Source organism: Streptomyces sp. NBC_00597, from assembly GCF_041431095.1.
Taxonomy (GTDB): Bacteria; Actinomycetota; Actinomycetes; order Streptomycetales; family Streptomycetaceae; genus Streptomyces.
Genome location: NZ_CP107757.1, coordinates 4,888,443 through 4,903,238, shown reverse-complemented (window position 1 = coordinate 4,903,238; position 14,796 = coordinate 4,888,443). Strand labels below are relative to the sequence as shown.

12 protein-coding genes are annotated in these 14,796 nt (G+C 72.0%); 4 read left to right on the top strand and 8 right to left on the bottom strand.

The window, feature by feature from the left end; all coding sequences use genetic code 11:
• Positions 1-17: 17 nt before the first annotated feature.
• On the bottom strand, positions 18-1,187 hold the full coding sequence (locus OG974_RS22145) for a 3-deoxy-7-phosphoheptulonate synthase (protein WP_327284391.1): 1,170 nt from the start codon (positions 1,185-1,187) through the stop codon (positions 18-20).
• A 302-nt stretch (positions 1,188-1,489) separates the two neighbouring features.
• On the opposite strand from OG974_RS22145, the gene OG974_RS22140 reads away from it, so the two are divergent.
• Positions 1,490-2,518: a transaldolase family protein gene (locus OG974_RS22140; RefSeq protein ID WP_327284390.1), complete on the top strand. Its 1,029-nt coding sequence runs from the start codon at positions 1,490-1,492 to the stop codon at positions 2,516-2,518.
• Here OG974_RS22140 and pabB read toward each other — a convergent pair.
• Both pabB and OG974_RS22130 read right to left on the bottom strand, forming a co-directional pair.
• A complete protein-coding gene (pabB, locus tag OG974_RS22135) occupies positions 2,445-4,595 on the bottom strand; it encodes an aminodeoxychorismate synthase component I (RefSeq protein WP_371644187.1) in 2,151 nt (716 codons plus the stop codon). The two genes, OG974_RS22140 and pabB, sit on opposite strands and share 74 nt — an antisense overlap.
• A 23-nt stretch (positions 4,596-4,618) precedes the next feature.
• On the bottom strand, positions 4,619-5,359 hold the full coding sequence (locus OG974_RS22130) for a class I SAM-dependent methyltransferase (RefSeq protein ID WP_327284388.1): 741 nt from the start codon (positions 5,357-5,359) through the stop codon (positions 4,619-4,621).
• A gap of 306 nt (positions 5,360-5,665) precedes the next feature.
• Here OG974_RS22130 and OG974_RS22125 point away from each other — a divergent pair, with 306 nt between their 5' ends.
• Positions 5,666-7,600, top strand: a complete 1,935-nt coding sequence (locus tag OG974_RS22125) for a helix-turn-helix domain-containing protein (protein ID WP_327284387.1) — start codon at positions 5,666-5,668, stop codon at positions 7,598-7,600.
• On the opposite strand, the gene OG974_RS22120 is transcribed toward OG974_RS22125, so the two are convergent.
• Positions 7,597-8,751, bottom strand: a complete 1,155-nt coding sequence (locus tag OG974_RS22120; protein ID WP_327284386.1) for a transposase — start codon at positions 8,749-8,751, stop codon at positions 7,597-7,599. The genes OG974_RS22125 and OG974_RS22120 overlap by 4 nt on opposite strands.
• A 367-nt stretch (positions 8,752-9,118) precedes the next feature.
• Here OG974_RS22120 and OG974_RS22115 point away from each other — a divergent pair, with 367 nt between their 5' ends.
• Both OG974_RS22115 and OG974_RS22110 read left to right on the top strand, forming a co-directional pair.
• Positions 9,119-10,321: a DUF1266 domain-containing protein gene (locus OG974_RS22115; protein ID WP_328763237.1), complete on the top strand. Its 1,203-nt coding sequence runs from the start codon at positions 9,119-9,121 to the stop codon at positions 10,319-10,321.
• 74 nt (positions 10,322-10,395) lie between these two features.
• Positions 10,396-10,815 (top strand): PPOX class F420-dependent oxidoreductase, encoded by a 420-nt coding sequence (locus tag OG974_RS22110; RefSeq protein ID WP_327284384.1) that lies wholly within the window; start codon positions 10,396-10,398, stop codon positions 10,813-10,815.
• A gap of 20 nt (positions 10,816-10,835) precedes the next feature.
• On the opposite strand, the gene OG974_RS22105 is transcribed toward OG974_RS22110, so the two are convergent.
• The 4 genes from OG974_RS22105 to OG974_RS22090 all read right to left on the bottom strand — a co-directional run bounded on the left by OG974_RS22105 (position 10,836) and on the right by OG974_RS22090 (position 14,793).
• Positions 10,836-11,402: a YcxB family protein gene (locus tag OG974_RS22105; RefSeq protein ID WP_371644184.1), complete on the bottom strand. Its 567-nt coding sequence runs from the start codon at positions 11,400-11,402 to the stop codon at positions 10,836-10,838.
• Positions 11,403-11,443: 41 nt separating this feature from the next.
• The gene (locus tag OG974_RS22100) at positions 11,444-12,208 is read right to left on the bottom strand and encodes a hypothetical protein (RefSeq protein WP_328763234.1); all 765 of its coding nucleotides are present in this window, start codon (positions 12,206-12,208) and stop codon (positions 11,444-11,446) included.
• A 56-nt stretch (positions 12,209-12,264) separates the two neighbouring features.
• Entirely contained in the window at positions 12,265-13,200 is a 936-nt protein-coding gene (locus tag OG974_RS22095) for a GNAT family N-acetyltransferase (protein ID WP_327284381.1), read from the bottom strand.
• Between the two features lie 132 nt (positions 13,201-13,332).
• Entirely contained in the window at positions 13,333-14,793 is a 1,461-nt protein-coding gene (locus OG974_RS22090) for a dihydrolipoamide acetyltransferase family protein (protein WP_328763233.1), read from the bottom strand.
• Between the last annotated feature and the right edge of the window lie 3 nt (positions 14,794-14,796).

Here is a 14,796-nt window from a genome sequence, read left to right as displayed (position 1 = left end):
CCTCTTTTTCTTCGGCCTCAGCCGCGCCAGGCGGAGGCGACTTCGATGGCCTGCTCGGAATTGAGGCGCGGGTCGCAGAACGAGGTGTACTTCTCACCCAGCTCGTCCACGTGGTATTCGTCGGAAACGCATTCGTGGACCTGGTCCGGAGTCGTTTCCAGGTGGAGTCCGGCCGCCACCCCGCCGTTGTCGACCACGGCCTTCTGGAATTCCTCGACCTCACGTACGACGGTTTCGACGTAACGGGTCTTGATTCCACCGGGCGCGCTCACGGTATTTCCGTGCATCGGGTCGCACATCCACAGCACCGGGTGCCCGGCCTCGCGGACCGCCCGGACCAGCTCCGGCAGCTTCTCGGCGGCCGCGCCCTGCCCCATCCGGGAGATCAACGTGAGCCGGCCCGGCTCGCGCCGCGGGTCGAGCCGCCCGCACAGCTCCACCAGCTCGGTCGGGGTCATCTTCGGGCCGACCTTGGTGGCGACCGGGTTGGCGATCGTCGCGAAGAGCTCGACGTGGGCGCCGTCCAGCTCGCGGGTGCGCTCGCCCATCCACGGCCAGTGCGTCGACGTCAGCAGCACCGAGCCGTCCGGCTGCGTGCGCAGCATCGGGCCCTCGTAGTCGAGCAGGAGCGCCTCGTGGCTGGTCCACACCGGGGCCTCGGCCGCGGAGGGGCGGCCCTCGCCGTGCCAGCCGAGGGAGGCCATGGCCCCCGAGGCCGCCTGATAGCCGGCGACGAGGCGCTGCGGGTCCGGTCGGCGCAGCTCGGGGTCCGGTTCCGGGCTGTTGACCATGTGTCCGCGGTAGACGGGCAGCTCGACCCCGGCCACCGTCTCCGTCGGGTTGGAGCGGGGCTTGCCGAACTGCCCGGCCAGCCGGCCCACCCGGATGACGGGCTTGAGCGAACGCGTCTTCATGACACCGGCCAGCACGTCGAGGAGCGCCGCCTTGCGCGCCACATAGCCGGGGGTGCACTCCGCGGGGTCCTCCGCGCAGTCGCCGCCCTGGACGACCTGCACCTCGCCCCGCGACGCCGCGGCGAGCAGGGCGCGAAGGTCTTCGACGTCCTCCCGACGAACGAGTGCGGGCGAGTCCGCGAGTTCGGCCCTGGCATTCTCCAGGGCGTCTTCATCCGGCCAAACGGGCTGCTGGCCCGCGGGCAATGATTTCCAGCGTGCAACACCGTACATGTGGCACCTCCCAGTGCTGAACCTGCCGTGACATCAGATGCAGCCAGAAGTGTGTGAAACAGCCATTCGAGTGAACCACCATAGATTCGCCACTCCGTCAGGTGGGCGCGTATTCGGTCAGGTCCCTTGGAGGATTTAGAAATAAACCTGACGCATTATCGGGACCGGTACGTCCGGGCGTCCGCCGGCCCTTTAGGGTCCGCACACCGCGAGGGGGGAAGGGAGCGCCGTCACCGCCGTACTTGACACACCATCAACGGCTTCATTCAGGCGCAAGGTCATGACGTTCTAAGGTCGGTCCCGTGGTGAGTCAAGGAGCGGGAGCGCTGCTGAAACAACTGGTGTCCGAGGGGGTCTCGCCGTGGCTGAGCGCGCAGGATCCGAGAGAGTTCGACGCCGGAGTCAGGTATCCGACCCTGGGCACCCACTTCCACAACGCGCTGGCACCGGCGGGTAGTAGCCTGGCCCAGCTCCGCCGGGCCTGCGACCTCCTGCTGCCCGTGTTCGAGGTGAGCAAGGGCATGGTCGGGCAGGTCTCCGTACCGGTGTCACCGCGCTGGGCCCATGACGCGAAGGCCCTGGGCGCCGCCGCCCGCGCTCTGCACCGGTCGGTGGCCCGCCGCAACGCGCTCGTCCGCATCCCCATGACCCCGGCGGGCCTGGAGGCGCTGACCGACTGCCTCGCCGACGGGATCGGGGTGCACGCCGCGATGGTCTTCTCGGACGAGCGGTACGCCGAGGTGCTCGACGCCTACGTCGCCGGGCTGGAGCGGTCCCTGTCCTGCGGCCGGCCGCTCGGCGACGCCCCCATGGTGGCCTCGTTCCCGGTGGGCCTGTTCGACGCGGAGGTCGACGCCCGGCTGGACGGGCTGGGCGTCGACCCCGGCCACGAGGTGCGCGGCGCCGCCGGTCTGGCCGTGGCCCGCAGGATGTACCGGCTGCGCGAGGAACGGCTGTCCGGGGACTGGTGGCGGGTGCTGCGGGCCAACGGTGCCCCGCAGCCGCGACTGCTGTGGGGCACCGGCGCGGACGGCGGGGTGGGCGCCCTGGTGGGCTGGAACACCGCGCTCGCCCTGTCCGTGGACACCCTGGAGGCCGCCGCGCAGAAGCCGGAGCTGACCGGCGACACCCTCCTCAACGCCGACGCGGAGGCGACCTGCGCCCTGCGGGCCCTGGACCGGCTCGGCGTCCCCGCCCGGGAGGTCGCGGCCGTGCTGGAGACGGCGGGACTCGCCCGCCTCCAGCACAGCTGGGAGATCAGGACGGGATCCGGTCTCGCTGCCTCTCCGGGAACCGGGTGTTCGTCAGCGCCAGCAGCGGAGCTGCCTTGACGGCCGTCTCCTCGTACTCGGCCGCCGGGTCGGACAGGGCCACCACGGCCCCGCCGACCCCGTACCGGACCCGGTCGGCCGTGACCGTGGCGGTGCGGATCACGATGCTCAGGTCCGCGGCGCCGGACAGCGAGAAGTAGCCGATGGCGCCCGAGTACACCCCGCGCGGGCCGGCTTCCAGCCGGTCGATGATCTGCATCGTGCGGAGCTTGGGGGCACCGGTCATGGAACCGCCGGGGAAGGCGGCGCGTACGCAGTCCACTGCCGACAGCTCCGGTCGCAGGCGCGCCCGTACGGTGCTCACCAGTTGGTGGACGGTGGCGTACGTCTCGACCCGGAACAGGTCCTCGGCCTCGACCGAGCCGGGTACCGCGCACCGGCCGAGGTCGTTGCGGACCAGGTCGACGATCATCAGGTTCTCGGAGCGGTCCTTCTCGTCGGTCAGCAGGTCCGCGATCAGCTCCGCCTCCTCCCGCGCGGTGGCGCCGCGCGGCCGGGTGCCCTTGATGGGGGACGACTCGACGAGCCCGTCGCGCGAGACCCGCAGGAACCGCTCGGGCGAGGTGCTGAGCACGGACAGCTCGCCGAACTGGAGCAGCGCGGCGAACGGCGCCGGGCTGGTGCGGCGCAGGGTGCGGTAGGAGGCCCAGGGGTCGAGGCTGGCCTCGGCCTCGGCCATGTTGGTCAGGCAGACCTCGTACGTCTCGCCCGCGGCGATCTCCTCCAAGCAGGTGTCGATGAGGTCCAGGTAGGCGCCGCGGTCGTGGCGCAGGCTGATCTCCCCGCTCGGGGCGGTCGGCCGGGGATCCGGCAGGCTCAGGCCGGCGAGCGCGGCGAGCCGTTCCCCCGTGCCGATGAGCCAGGCGTCGGCCGCGGCGGCGGACTCCTCCCCGGTCCCCTCCACCAGCGCGAGCAGGTACGTGGTGTTCTCGGCGTGGTCGAAGACCAGGGCGCGGTCGGCGAAGACCATGGTGGCGTCGTCGACGGGCGAGCGGTGCACGAGGTCGCCGCCGCATTCGGCCTTCAGCTCGTAGCCGAGGTAGCCGACCCAGCCGAGCGTGAAGTCGAAGGGCAGCTCGGGGAGTTCGGTGTGCAGGGAGCGCAGGTCGCGGTCGAGCCACTCCAGGAAGGGAGCGGCGACCAGCTCGCTCTCCCCGCCCGCCGACTCGACGGTGACGCACCCGCTCCACACGTCGGCGGTCGCGACGCGGGCGAGCGGGCCGGTGGCGTCGCCCATGACCGAGAACCGGCCGCGTTCGCCGCCGGGCAGGCTGCTGTCCAGCCAGTAGGCGTGGTCGTTGCCCCGGAAGAGCTGGTCGTAGACCGTCTCGGGGCACCAGCGGGTGGCCAGCCTGCTCACGGCCGGCCGCAGCCTGCGGACCGGGGCCCCGGCGGCTGCGGGAGCCGGACCGGCAGCGGGGGCGGGCGCTCCGGCCGGCGCGGCAGCGGGGGCGGGGGCCCGGCGAGGGCTCCGCGGCGCCCGGTCCGTGCGTTCCGCCTGGTGCGCACGGGTCAGCCCGGCGAAATTTGCAAGCAGCTCGATCCCATACCGACTGCAAATCGACTCGGGGTGGAACTGCACCCCCCACATCGGCCGCGACCGGTGCCGCAACCCCATCAGGATGCCGTCCGGCGTCCACGCGGTGGCTGCGAGCTCGTCCGGCAGGTCCGTCACGGCGAGCGAGTGGTACCGGACCACCTCCAGCGGCGAGGGCAGCCCGGCGAACAGCCCGGTGCCGTCGTGCAGGACGGGCGAGGTGCGGCCGTGCCGGGGCTCCGGCGCCCGGTCGACCGTGGCGCCGTGGACGTGGCCGATCCCCTGGTGGCCCAGGCAGATGCCGAGCAGCGGCAGCTGCGAGTGCTCGATGACCTCGGCGCAGATGCCGAAGTCGGCTTCCCGGCGCGGAGTACCGGGACCCGGTGAGATGACGACGTTGTCGAAGGCGTCGAGTTGTGCGATCTTCCAGTGCGGGTCGTCATTTCGAACGACTTCCGGCTCTCGTCCATTGACCTGGGCCAGATAGTGGAAGAGGTTATAAGTAAACGAGTCGTAATTGTCTACAAGAAGCGTACGCACGATGAAATATCCCCCCGGCTAAATCAGGCCTGGATTGGCTTGATTTCGAGCAGCATGTGCTCGACCATGTCCTCTCCGTACTCCCCCTCGCGGACGCGGCAGCTCGCCACCGTCGACAGCTCGCGCCCGCTGACGTCCGCCAGCTCGTGCAGCGCCGCGAGGTCCCCCCGGTCGCTGAAGTGGAGCAGGACGCGGCCGCCCGGTGCGGTCCAGTGCACGGCCTGCTCCAGGTAGCGGCGGTGTGCCTGGTAGCCGGTGTCCACGTACGCCCGCTCGTGCACCGACTTGTACTCGTAGCTCTCGGGCCCCATCACATAGTTGGAGCTCCAGAAGACCACGTCGAACCGCTCGTCCTCGCGCAATCCGGAGAACAGGTCGCTGTGCAGGGCCTGGAGGCGGTCCCCGACCCCGTGCCGGTCCGCGTTGACGGCGGCGTTCTCCACGGCGGAGGGGCTGATGTCGGCCGCCACGACCCGCTCGTATCCGAACAGGGCTGCCGTCACGGCTATCACGCCGGTGCCGCAGCCGATCTCCAGGAACGAACCAGAACGCGGGCTCGGCGCCACCTCGTTGAGGCCGAGCAGTTCGAGGGCCACGCCCGTGGAGGGGGAGTAGACGGGGGCGAAGACCTCGTCGAACAGGTCCCACTCGCGGTCGCCGAGCGTGAACACGCGCGGCCGGTCCTGCCGGGTCAGGGACAGGCGGCTGCGGAGCAGCGACCGCTCGTAACTCTGAAGCTGGGACAGCTGTGACAGCTGTGACATGCGAATCCCCCCAAGGAAACGTCAGGCTGCGGTGGTGGCGTCGACGGCGGCGATGGTGGTGTCGGCACCGGAACGCTCGGTGATCAGCCTGCCCTTGAGTGAGCCTCGACCAGAAGGTGGTCAGATGACAGCGTCGCTCATGGACCGTGGTGATCCGATCACCCTCCGCGTCCCTGACCTGGATCGAATCTCAAGTGATTCTTGACCGGTTCTTGCCCCAAGAGATACTTTCAGGCAGGTCCGGGATTGCTTGCACCTCGGTTGGTGCAAACGTGAACGGCTTTTATGGGGGTCGGGGGAGAAGTCGTGGTTGACCACGCTTACGAAATGCTGGAACTGCTGAACAGAGAGGCGCCTGCGGCTGCCTTCGACGACGTGGTCCGCAAAGCGCGTGAGTCCGGCCTGTCCGGGGACGCCCTCGCCCAGCTGACCAGGGCCAGGGACCAGAGTCTCGGCATCCGGGCGCTCTTCGTTCGCCGCCAGCAGCGCGAGGCCGGCCTCGCCGCACTCGTGGACACCGCACGCGACCTGACCCTGCCGTACGACCTCGACGAACTCCTGAAGGTGATCACCCGCCGGGCCCGGCTGCTCCTCGGGCTCGACATGGCCTGGGTGAGCTTCGACGACCTCGAAGAGCAGTGCTCCCGGGTCCGTTCGGCCGACGGCCACGCCTCCGCGCTGACCATCGGGTTCGCCATCCCGCTGACCGGCGGGGGCGTCGGCAAGCGCGCCGCGGACGGCTCCGCCCCGTTCTGGTCGGCCGATTACATGAACGACAAAACCTTCCAGCACAGCCCCGTCATCGACGAGGTGGTGCAGGCCGAGGGCCTGCACGCTGTCATGGCCGTCCCGCTGCGGCACGCCGGCACCGCCCTGGGGGCCCTGTACGTGGCGGACCGCAACATCCGGCACTTCACACCGGACGAAGTGTCGCTGATGAGTTCGCTCGCCGACCTCGCGACCGTTGCGATCGAAAAGGCCCGGCTGCTGGAGCAGACCCGGTACGAGGTGGTGGAGCTGGAGCAGGACACCTCCCGCGCCCTGGATTCCTCCACCACCGCCCGCCTGCTCCGCGAGACCCACGGCCGGCTGCTCGACCTGGTGCTCCAGGGCGGCGGTCTCGGCCGCCTGGCCGCCGAGGCGGTCAAGGGCCTCGACGGCACCCTCCTCGTACGGGACGCGGCCGGCCGCAACCTCGCCTGCCCCGGCGGCGAACCCCCCGTACTGAACGAGGCGGAGGTCCGCACCGTCCTGCTGGACGCGCACACCGACCGGCAGCCGCGCAGCACGGGCGACGGGGTGTGGATCGCCTCGGTCGCCGCCGGCGACGAGATGCTGGGCACGCTGATCCTGTCCTGCGCGGAGCCCGTCACCGACCGCCAGGTCCAGCTCCTCGCGCTCACCGCCCAGGTCACCGCCGTGGTGCTGCTGATGGAGCAGGGCATGGCCGCCGCCGAGGGCCACATGCGGGACGAGTTCTTCCACGACCTGCTGCGCGGCACTTCGTTGTCCCCGGTACAGATCGCGGAGCAGAGCCGCCGCCTCGCGCTGAACCTCGACGAGCCCCACGTCATCGTGATCGCCCGGCCCGAAGGCGGGGTCCAGGGCCGCGTGGTCGCCTGGGCCGCCTCGTACGCCAACCGCCACCACGGCCTCAAGAGCGTGGACGGCGACGTCGTGGTGCTGCTGCTGCCCGGCACCGAGGCCGGGGCCATCGCCCGTACGGCGTCCAGGGAACTCTCCGAGGTGCTCGGCAAGCCCGTCACGGCCGGCTCCGCCGGTCCCGTGGACGATCCGGCCGGCATCGTCCACATGTACCAGGAGGCCCGCCGGGTCCTGGACGCGGTCGCGGCGCTCACCGGCGCCGGCAGCACCGCCTCCCCCGAGGAACTGGGCTTCCTCGGCGTCCTCCTCTCGGAGAAGCCGAACATCGCGGGGTTCATCAACGAGACCATCGGTCCCGTCCTGGACTACGACGACCAGCAGTACACCGAACTGATCCGCACCATGGAGGCGTACTTCGCCTCGGCCAACAGCCCCTCCCGGGCGGCCGAGTCCCTGCACGTCCACCCCAACACGGTCTCGCGCCGGCTGGAGCGCATCACCGAGATCCTCGGCGAGGACTGGCAGAAGCCGACCCAGGCCCTCCAGGTACAACTGGCCCTCCAGCTCCAGCGGACCCGCCAGGCCCTGAACAAGAAGGCCCCCCGCACCGGCCAGCCGCGGCAGATCATCGGCTAGCGGTCGACGGAGCGCTCGGTGAGCATGCGGACCGCGTGCGCGGCGGAGGCCAAGGTGGTGTGCCGGTGCCAGCCGCCGAAGGAACGGCCGCCGAAATCGGTGAGCCCCACCTTCTGCGAGACGTTCGCGAAGTCCGCCTCGACGTTCTGCGCCCGCTTCGCGAGCCGCAGCAGCCCGCCGGGCGGCGCCTGCGTCATATCGCTGATCCAGCACTGCTCGGGCCAGCCCCGCGGGTCGTTCCACTCGCCGAAGAGCAGCAGCGGACGGGGTGCCTGCGGCAGCTCCACCCGTACGCCGACGACCAGCGTGGTGCGCTGCTGGAGGGTCACCGGGTCCACCCAGGTCACCGGGCGGCGCAGGGTTCGGGCCATCAGCAGCAGCTGATGGGCGGCGAGCTCGCGGTTGCCGCTGCTCGGCAGGACCGGATCCACGCAGCGGACCCGCAGCGAGCCGCGGGCCGACGCCACGAAGTGCATCCCGACCGGGCCGAACCGGCGCGCCACCGCGGCCGGATCGACGTCGGGCAGGTCGAACACCACCGGGCGACGGCTCTGCCCGACCCAGTCGCGCAGCTCCTCGACGGCTCCGGCGGCGCATTCGAGGGGGGTGGTGGCCAGTTCCGACTCGTGGACGTTCGGGGAGAGGGGGCCGACGCTGTCGCGCCACTTCTGGGTGAGTGCGAGCCGCCAGTTCACCGGGCAGCTCTGGTCCTCGCCGACGGACCACACGCCGAACGCCACCTGGCTGTTGACCATCTGGCCCCGCTCGGGCACGAAGCGGCGGGCGACCCCGACGGACTCCGTGCCGGCCTTGGAGATCACCACCGGCTGCACGACCCAGGCGCGGGGGCGCAGCGCACGTTCCAGGTACCGGGCGAGGGCGGCGCGCACCGGACCCCAGTCCCAGGTCGACGACACCACGAAGTGGTGCAGGCTCTGCTCGGCCGCCCGGTCGCCGACGTGCGCCGCGATGTTGCGTATCGACTTGCGCCCCTCGGCCTTGAGCAGGCCGCGCAGGTACACCTCCCCCTTGCGTCGCTGGTCGCTGCGCGGCAGCGAGGCGAACAGCTCGGTGCAGAGCTCGTCCACGACCAGGTCCGGTACGAACCGGCTGCTCAGGGTCTCCAAACGTTCGAGACTCGGTGCGCTCATGATGGATCCATCCCTTCCCCCGGTGTTCTCTCCAGCTCCTCAACCCTGCGGCCGGGCACGGCGGGAGAACCAGGTGGAGCGGTCACACACATTCGGCCCGGCGTGCGCAGGGGGTCATCAGCCCCGGACGGACCACGGGGACCCGGATGATCATTTGACGGAGTCCCCGACAGGCCCTTGGCCAGGGCAGCAGCGGCTCGCAGACTCCTGGAGCCCCGCTGGAGACGGACCGGACCACCCTCCCCGTGCGCACCACGCCCCGGTGGTTCCCGGGCGAAGGTGCCCCGCCCACCACCGCGCGGCCCCCCGGCGGTGGCCCGGCCACCACTTCGCAGCTCGGGGACGGGCCCGGCTAGGGTGTGCCCGTATGGGGACCTGGACCGCACCGAGCGCCATAGAACGAGAGCTGTACGAGGCCAAGAGCGCCGGCGCGTGGGACCGGTTCCTCGATGTGCTCGCCCGCTCCGAGCTGTTCCTCCCGCAGGTCCGCGCACAGGTCGACGCCGAGCCCACGCACGCCCGGTTCCACCCGGTCGGCCACAGCCTGCCCGTGTACACCGCCGGGATGCTGCCCGTCCCCACTCCCGAGACCGTGTTCGTGCGCCAGCGCCTGTCCTGGTTCGCGGGCGTCTGGGAACGCCACGACCCGGCGTACCTGGCGGTGAACCCCGGCAGCCCCGCCGAGGCCTACCTGACCACGGGCCCCGCCGATCTGGCGCGCTGGCGGGCCCACTCGGACGCCGCGACCGGCTGGGGCCTGGCCGTCGGCGAGGTGCACGCCCTGCACGTCGGCGGGCCCTTGCACGGGCCGGTCGCCCGCGGACTCGCCGTCGGCGCCCATCTCGCCGTGGCCAACGGGGAGTTCTGGAACGCGCTGGCCTACCACGGCAGCGGCTACGTCCGCGAGCGCGAACGCCTGCGCGGGTGGTGGGGCATCACCACCCGCGAGGAGTGGCTCGACGTCCTGCACCGCATGTTGAACGCCGAGATCGTCAGCCCCGTCTGGGAGTTCGTCCTGCGCGTCCGCCGGATCCTCGCCTCCGACTTCGCCGGGCCGGTCGACGTCGAACACTGGCGGCACGCCGCCGAGGCCAGTCTGCGCCGCAGCGCCGAACGGGCCGCCGAGCCGCAGCTCACCCCCGACGGGGTCACGGTCGCACAGCCGCGCCCCACCGCCGAGGTCGAGGGCGAGATCGCCGGGGTGCAGCGCCTCATCGGCCGCATCGCCCGGTACGAGCAGCGTTTCCGGGCCGACGGGCTGCTCCCCGAGGAGGGGTACGTGCGCTCCGTCGAGGGCTGGGACATCGGCCGGGCCTCCCAGATGGCCCGCTGGGGACTCGGCGCCCGCTACGGCACCCTGGAGGAGGCGGAGCGCGCCGTGCTCCGGGCCGGCGAGGTGGCCGGCGAGACGTACCGCTCCTGGGCGGAGTTCTCCGCCGGGTACCTGCTCGGCCGGTGCCTGCACTTCGACGAGGAGGAGTTCGGCGAGTGGTACGACAGCTCCCTCGCCACCCACCTGACGCTGACGGGCGAGCCCGCCAGTCCCTGGCTCAACATCCCCTGGAAGTAGTGGCGGCAGCCGACTTGCCCCAGTAGTCGGGAATCCTTGGACGGGTCCGGAGACCGCCAACTAGCCTCGCCCGCATGACCATTGTGCTGAACGAGACGGTTCGCAAGCTGCTCGACTCCCCGCATCCGGCGGTGCTCTCCACCCTCAACCCCGACGGCAGTCCGCAGAGTTCGGTGGTCTGGGTGACCCGGGACGGCAGCGACGTGCTGGTCTCCACCGAGCAGGGCCGCCGCAAGGAGCGGAACATCGCCAGGGACGCGCGCGTCGGGCTGACCGTCTTCGACACCGCCAACCCGTTCGTCTACGTCGAGATCCGCGGTACGGCCACCCTCACCGAGGACGCGGGCCGCGCGGTCGCCGTCCGCATCGCCGAGGAGTACATGGGCCCGGGCGCCGGCAAGGAGTACGCCGAGGCCCCGGCCGAGGACGTCCGCGTCGTCGTCCGCATCACCCCGTCCAAGGTGCTCGGCAACGCCGCGAAGGCGACCGGCTGACGGGTCCGCCCCCGGGGCGTTCAGAGCCGGCGCAGATGCCGGTCGAGCACGGCCCGGACCCGGTCGACGTCGGCCGGGTCCTGGGCGCCCCGCTTGGGCAGGGCGAAGTAGATGCGGGTGCGGCTGGTCGTGAGGACGAAGAGGTCGTCCGTCTCGACGTACCAGGGGAAGGCCTGCCAGTCGATGGTGCTGCTGAGGGGGGCGCCCTCGGCGACCGGTCCGCCCGCGGTGGTCATCCCGTCCTCGGTGACCTCGGTCCGGCAGGTCCCGTAGGCCTCCATGTCCTCGTACTGCTGCCGGGCGAGGCGGGCCAGGTGCCGCGGGAGGATGAAGAAGAGGGAGAGCGTGACCGCGCCGATCACGAAGGCCGACTCGGTCGGCGAGAAGCCCTTGAGCTGGGAGATGGCCACCGCGAGGCCGAGTCCCACGACCGGCCCCACCATCATGCCGCGGCGTCCCGGCCAGGTCCCGAACGTGAAGCGGCGGACGGCCCTCCGGTAGTCGGACGGGGCCGGGTCGTAGACGAACTCGGCGACCGCCGTCCGGTCCGTCCGCGGCTGCTCTACGGGGTCCCCGGCTGTGTGCATGACATGGCAGCGTATCCGAGCCACAACGGCCGGAAAAGGCCCTACGGAAGCCGGGGGCGGACCTGTGACCAGGCATCGAGGGACGCGGCAAGGGGGTCGTCCTCCGGGAGGTGGGGCCGCGCCGCGTCCGTCCAGCGGAGCAGGCTCTTGATCCGGCGCAGGTGCACGATCTCCGCCCGGGGCAGGTCCCGCCAGCGGCCGGCCCGCGCCGCCGCCTGCGCCGGGGTGAGGTCGACCAGCGCGAGCAGCTCCCGGCACAGGAGGCCCGGATCGCCGCCTCGGCCGGGCCCGAACTCCCGGATCAGATAACCCCGTACGGAGGCCAGCTCGATCCCCCGCACCAGCTCGGCCGCACCCTCCGCCTCCGCACAGCGGTACGTCGCCGCCACCGCCACCCGCCCCCAGCGCAACCGGACCTCCCCCGGCAGCCGGACCTCCTGCATCCCACCCACGGCCAGCGCGCGCAGCGTCCGCGGCCGCGGCTCGTCCAGCAGCGGCGGACCGGTCGCCAGCCAGGCCTCGATGTCCTCCAGCGCGTGACCGCCGGGCGGGACCGCGGTCAGCACCTGCCCCCGGGCGAGCAGCGCCACCAGGGCGCCCGTGAGGTGGACCTTCGCCATGTGCCCCGCGTCGAAGAAGGCCACGTCGCGCCCGTACCGCTCGATCCGCCGCAGCCCGAGCCGCAGTTCCCCGACCGCGTAGACCTGTCCGGCGCGCGCGACCCCGCCGAGGCAGCGGACCACGCACACGCCGCCCGTGACGTCGGCCTCCTCGACGGAGTACACCTGCAATTCGGCGATGGCCACCCCGCCCCCCTTCCCCGGGCGGGAGGCTACCCCCTGCCGGTGCCGGAGCGCCGGTACTACGCCTCCTGGGGCTCCAGGACCAGGCGGATCTCCGTGACCTCGTACCCGGCGCGATCGAACGCCGCGGCCATGGGCACGTTGACGGTGTCCGTGGTCGCCGTGATGCGCTCGGCGCCCGCGGCCGCGTGGAAGCGGGTGATCTCCGCCAGGACCTCGTCGATCAGGCCCCGGCCGCGCTGCTCCGGTACGACGCCCAGGTAGCCGACGTTGCGGTGGTACGGGGTCGCCGAGGGAACGGCCAGGCCGGCCAGGGTGCCGTCCGGCAGCTCGGCCAGTCGCCACCAGGAGCGCTCGCCCGGGCAGTCGAGGTAGAACTCGATGTCCTCGCGGGCCAGCTGCTCGGCGTCCATCGAGCGGAGCTCGGTCTGGGTGTGCACGTCCAGGCTGCCGGCCGACAGGCGGGCGAACGCGTCGAGGAACTCCTCGTCGGTGCCCTCGCGGAACACCAGGCTCCCGGTGGGTTCGACGGTCCCGGCGGCGGGGGTCCACTCGTAGCGCAGCCGCTCGATCTCCCGGGTCAGACCCGCCTTGCTCGCGGCTTCCTGCCGCCAGGCGACGGCCTCGGCCAGGCCGGGGCGGGTGCGCCAGTCGCCGGGCAGCGAGATGTTGTAGAGCGGGAGGTTGCCGAAGGCCGCGTGTCCGGCGGCGAGGAGTCCGGCGGCGAGCGCGGCCGGGTCGGCGACGGACTCCCGTACCTGGAGGCAGTCGAGGGCGACGGGCCGCTCGCTGTCGGCGCGGCCCCACCACAGGGCGCGGGCCAGGACCTCGCCGTCCTCGTCCTCGGCGAACCAGATCCACTCGGGACGGAACCGGTTCTCGGCGAGCTCCTCACGGATGGTGTCGGCGGACAGGGCCTTGACGGGACCGTCGGCCTGGAAGGCGACGGCGCGGTCGAGGCCGGCGGGGTCTGCGAGCGCAGCGCGGTAGATCACGGTCGATGATCACACCGGACGGATGCCCTGACCAAGGCTTTTCCGCCGCGCTGTGGGGACCGCAGGCCGAAGGCCCCCTCGCGGTGCGGTGGCGAGGGGGCCTTCGGATGCGCGCTACGACCGGGTGTGTGGCTACGACCAGGTGACGAGGCGGCGGGGGTGCTCCAGGACGGCCGCGATGTCCGCCAGGAAGCGGGAACCGAGCTCGCCGTCGATGAGCCGGTGGTCGAACGACAGCGCCAGCGTGGTGACGTGGCGCGGCTTCACCTTGCCCTTGTGGACCCACGGCTGGAGCTTGATCGCGCCGACCGCGAGGATCGCGGACTCACCGGGGTTCAGGATGGGCGTACCGGTGTCGACGCCGAAGACGCCGACGTTGGTGATCGTGATGGTGCCGTTCTGCATGTCGGCCGGGGAGGTCTTGCCGTCGCGGGCCGTGGCGACCAGCTCGGACAGGGCCGTCGACAGCTCGGGCAGCGTCTTGGCGTGCGCGTCCTTGATGTTCGGAACGATCAGGCCGCGCGGGGTGGCCGCCGCGATGCCCAGGTTCACGTAGTGCTTGAGCACGATCTCCTGGGCCGCCTCGTCCCAGGACGCGTTGACGTCCGGGTTGCGGCGGATGGCCACCAGCACCGCCTTGGCGATGAGCAGCAGCGGGTTGATCCGCAGCCCGGCCAGGTCGGGATCGGCCTTGAGCTCCTGGACCAGCTTCATCGTGCGGGTCACGTCGAAGGTGATGAACTCGGTGACGTGCGGCGCGGTGAACGCGGAGTTGACCATGGCCTGGGCGGTGACCTTGCGGACGCCCTTGACCGGGATGCGGGTCTCCCGCGCGGACGCCTCGCCCGCCGCGGACACCGCCGCCGGAGCCTGGGCCACGGCCTGGACCGCAGCGGCCGGAGCCGGCGCGGCCACGGCCTGCGGAGTGAGCGCGGCCGCGGCTGCGGCGTGCACGTCCTCGCGGGTCACGACCCCGCCCTCGCCGGTGGGCACCACGGAGGCCAGGTCGATCCCGAGGTCCTTGGCGAGCTTGCGCACCGGCGGCTTCGCCAGCGGGCGCTCCCCGACGACGTGGCCGTTGCCGTTCACCCCGGGGGCCGCGACCGGCTCCGGCTGGGCCGGTACGGCGGGCAGCGCGGCCGGGGCGACCGCCGCGGCGGTGCCGTTGCTGGCGGCGCCCGTGCCGGGCACGGCCTTGCGGGGGCGGCGCTTGGTGGAGGCCTGGGAGACCCCGTAGCCCACCAGAACGGGCTGACGGGCGACGACGGGCTCCTCCACGGGCGCCTCGGCCGCAGCCGGGGCGGCCGCCGGAGCGGCGACGGCGGCGGCGGCCGGGTCCTCGGCCTCCGCCGGACCCGTCTGCACGGAGATGATCACCTGGCCGACATCGACCGTGGTGCCCTCCTCGAAGAGGAGCGCGTGCACGACGCCGTCGAACGGGATCGGCAGCTCGACGGCCGCCTTCGCCGTCTCGACCTCGCACACGACCTGCCCGTCGGTGACCGTGTCACCGGGCTGGACGTACCACTTGAGGATCTCGGCCTCGGTGAGGCCCTCGCCCACGTCGGGCATCTTGAATTCGCGGATGGTCATGAA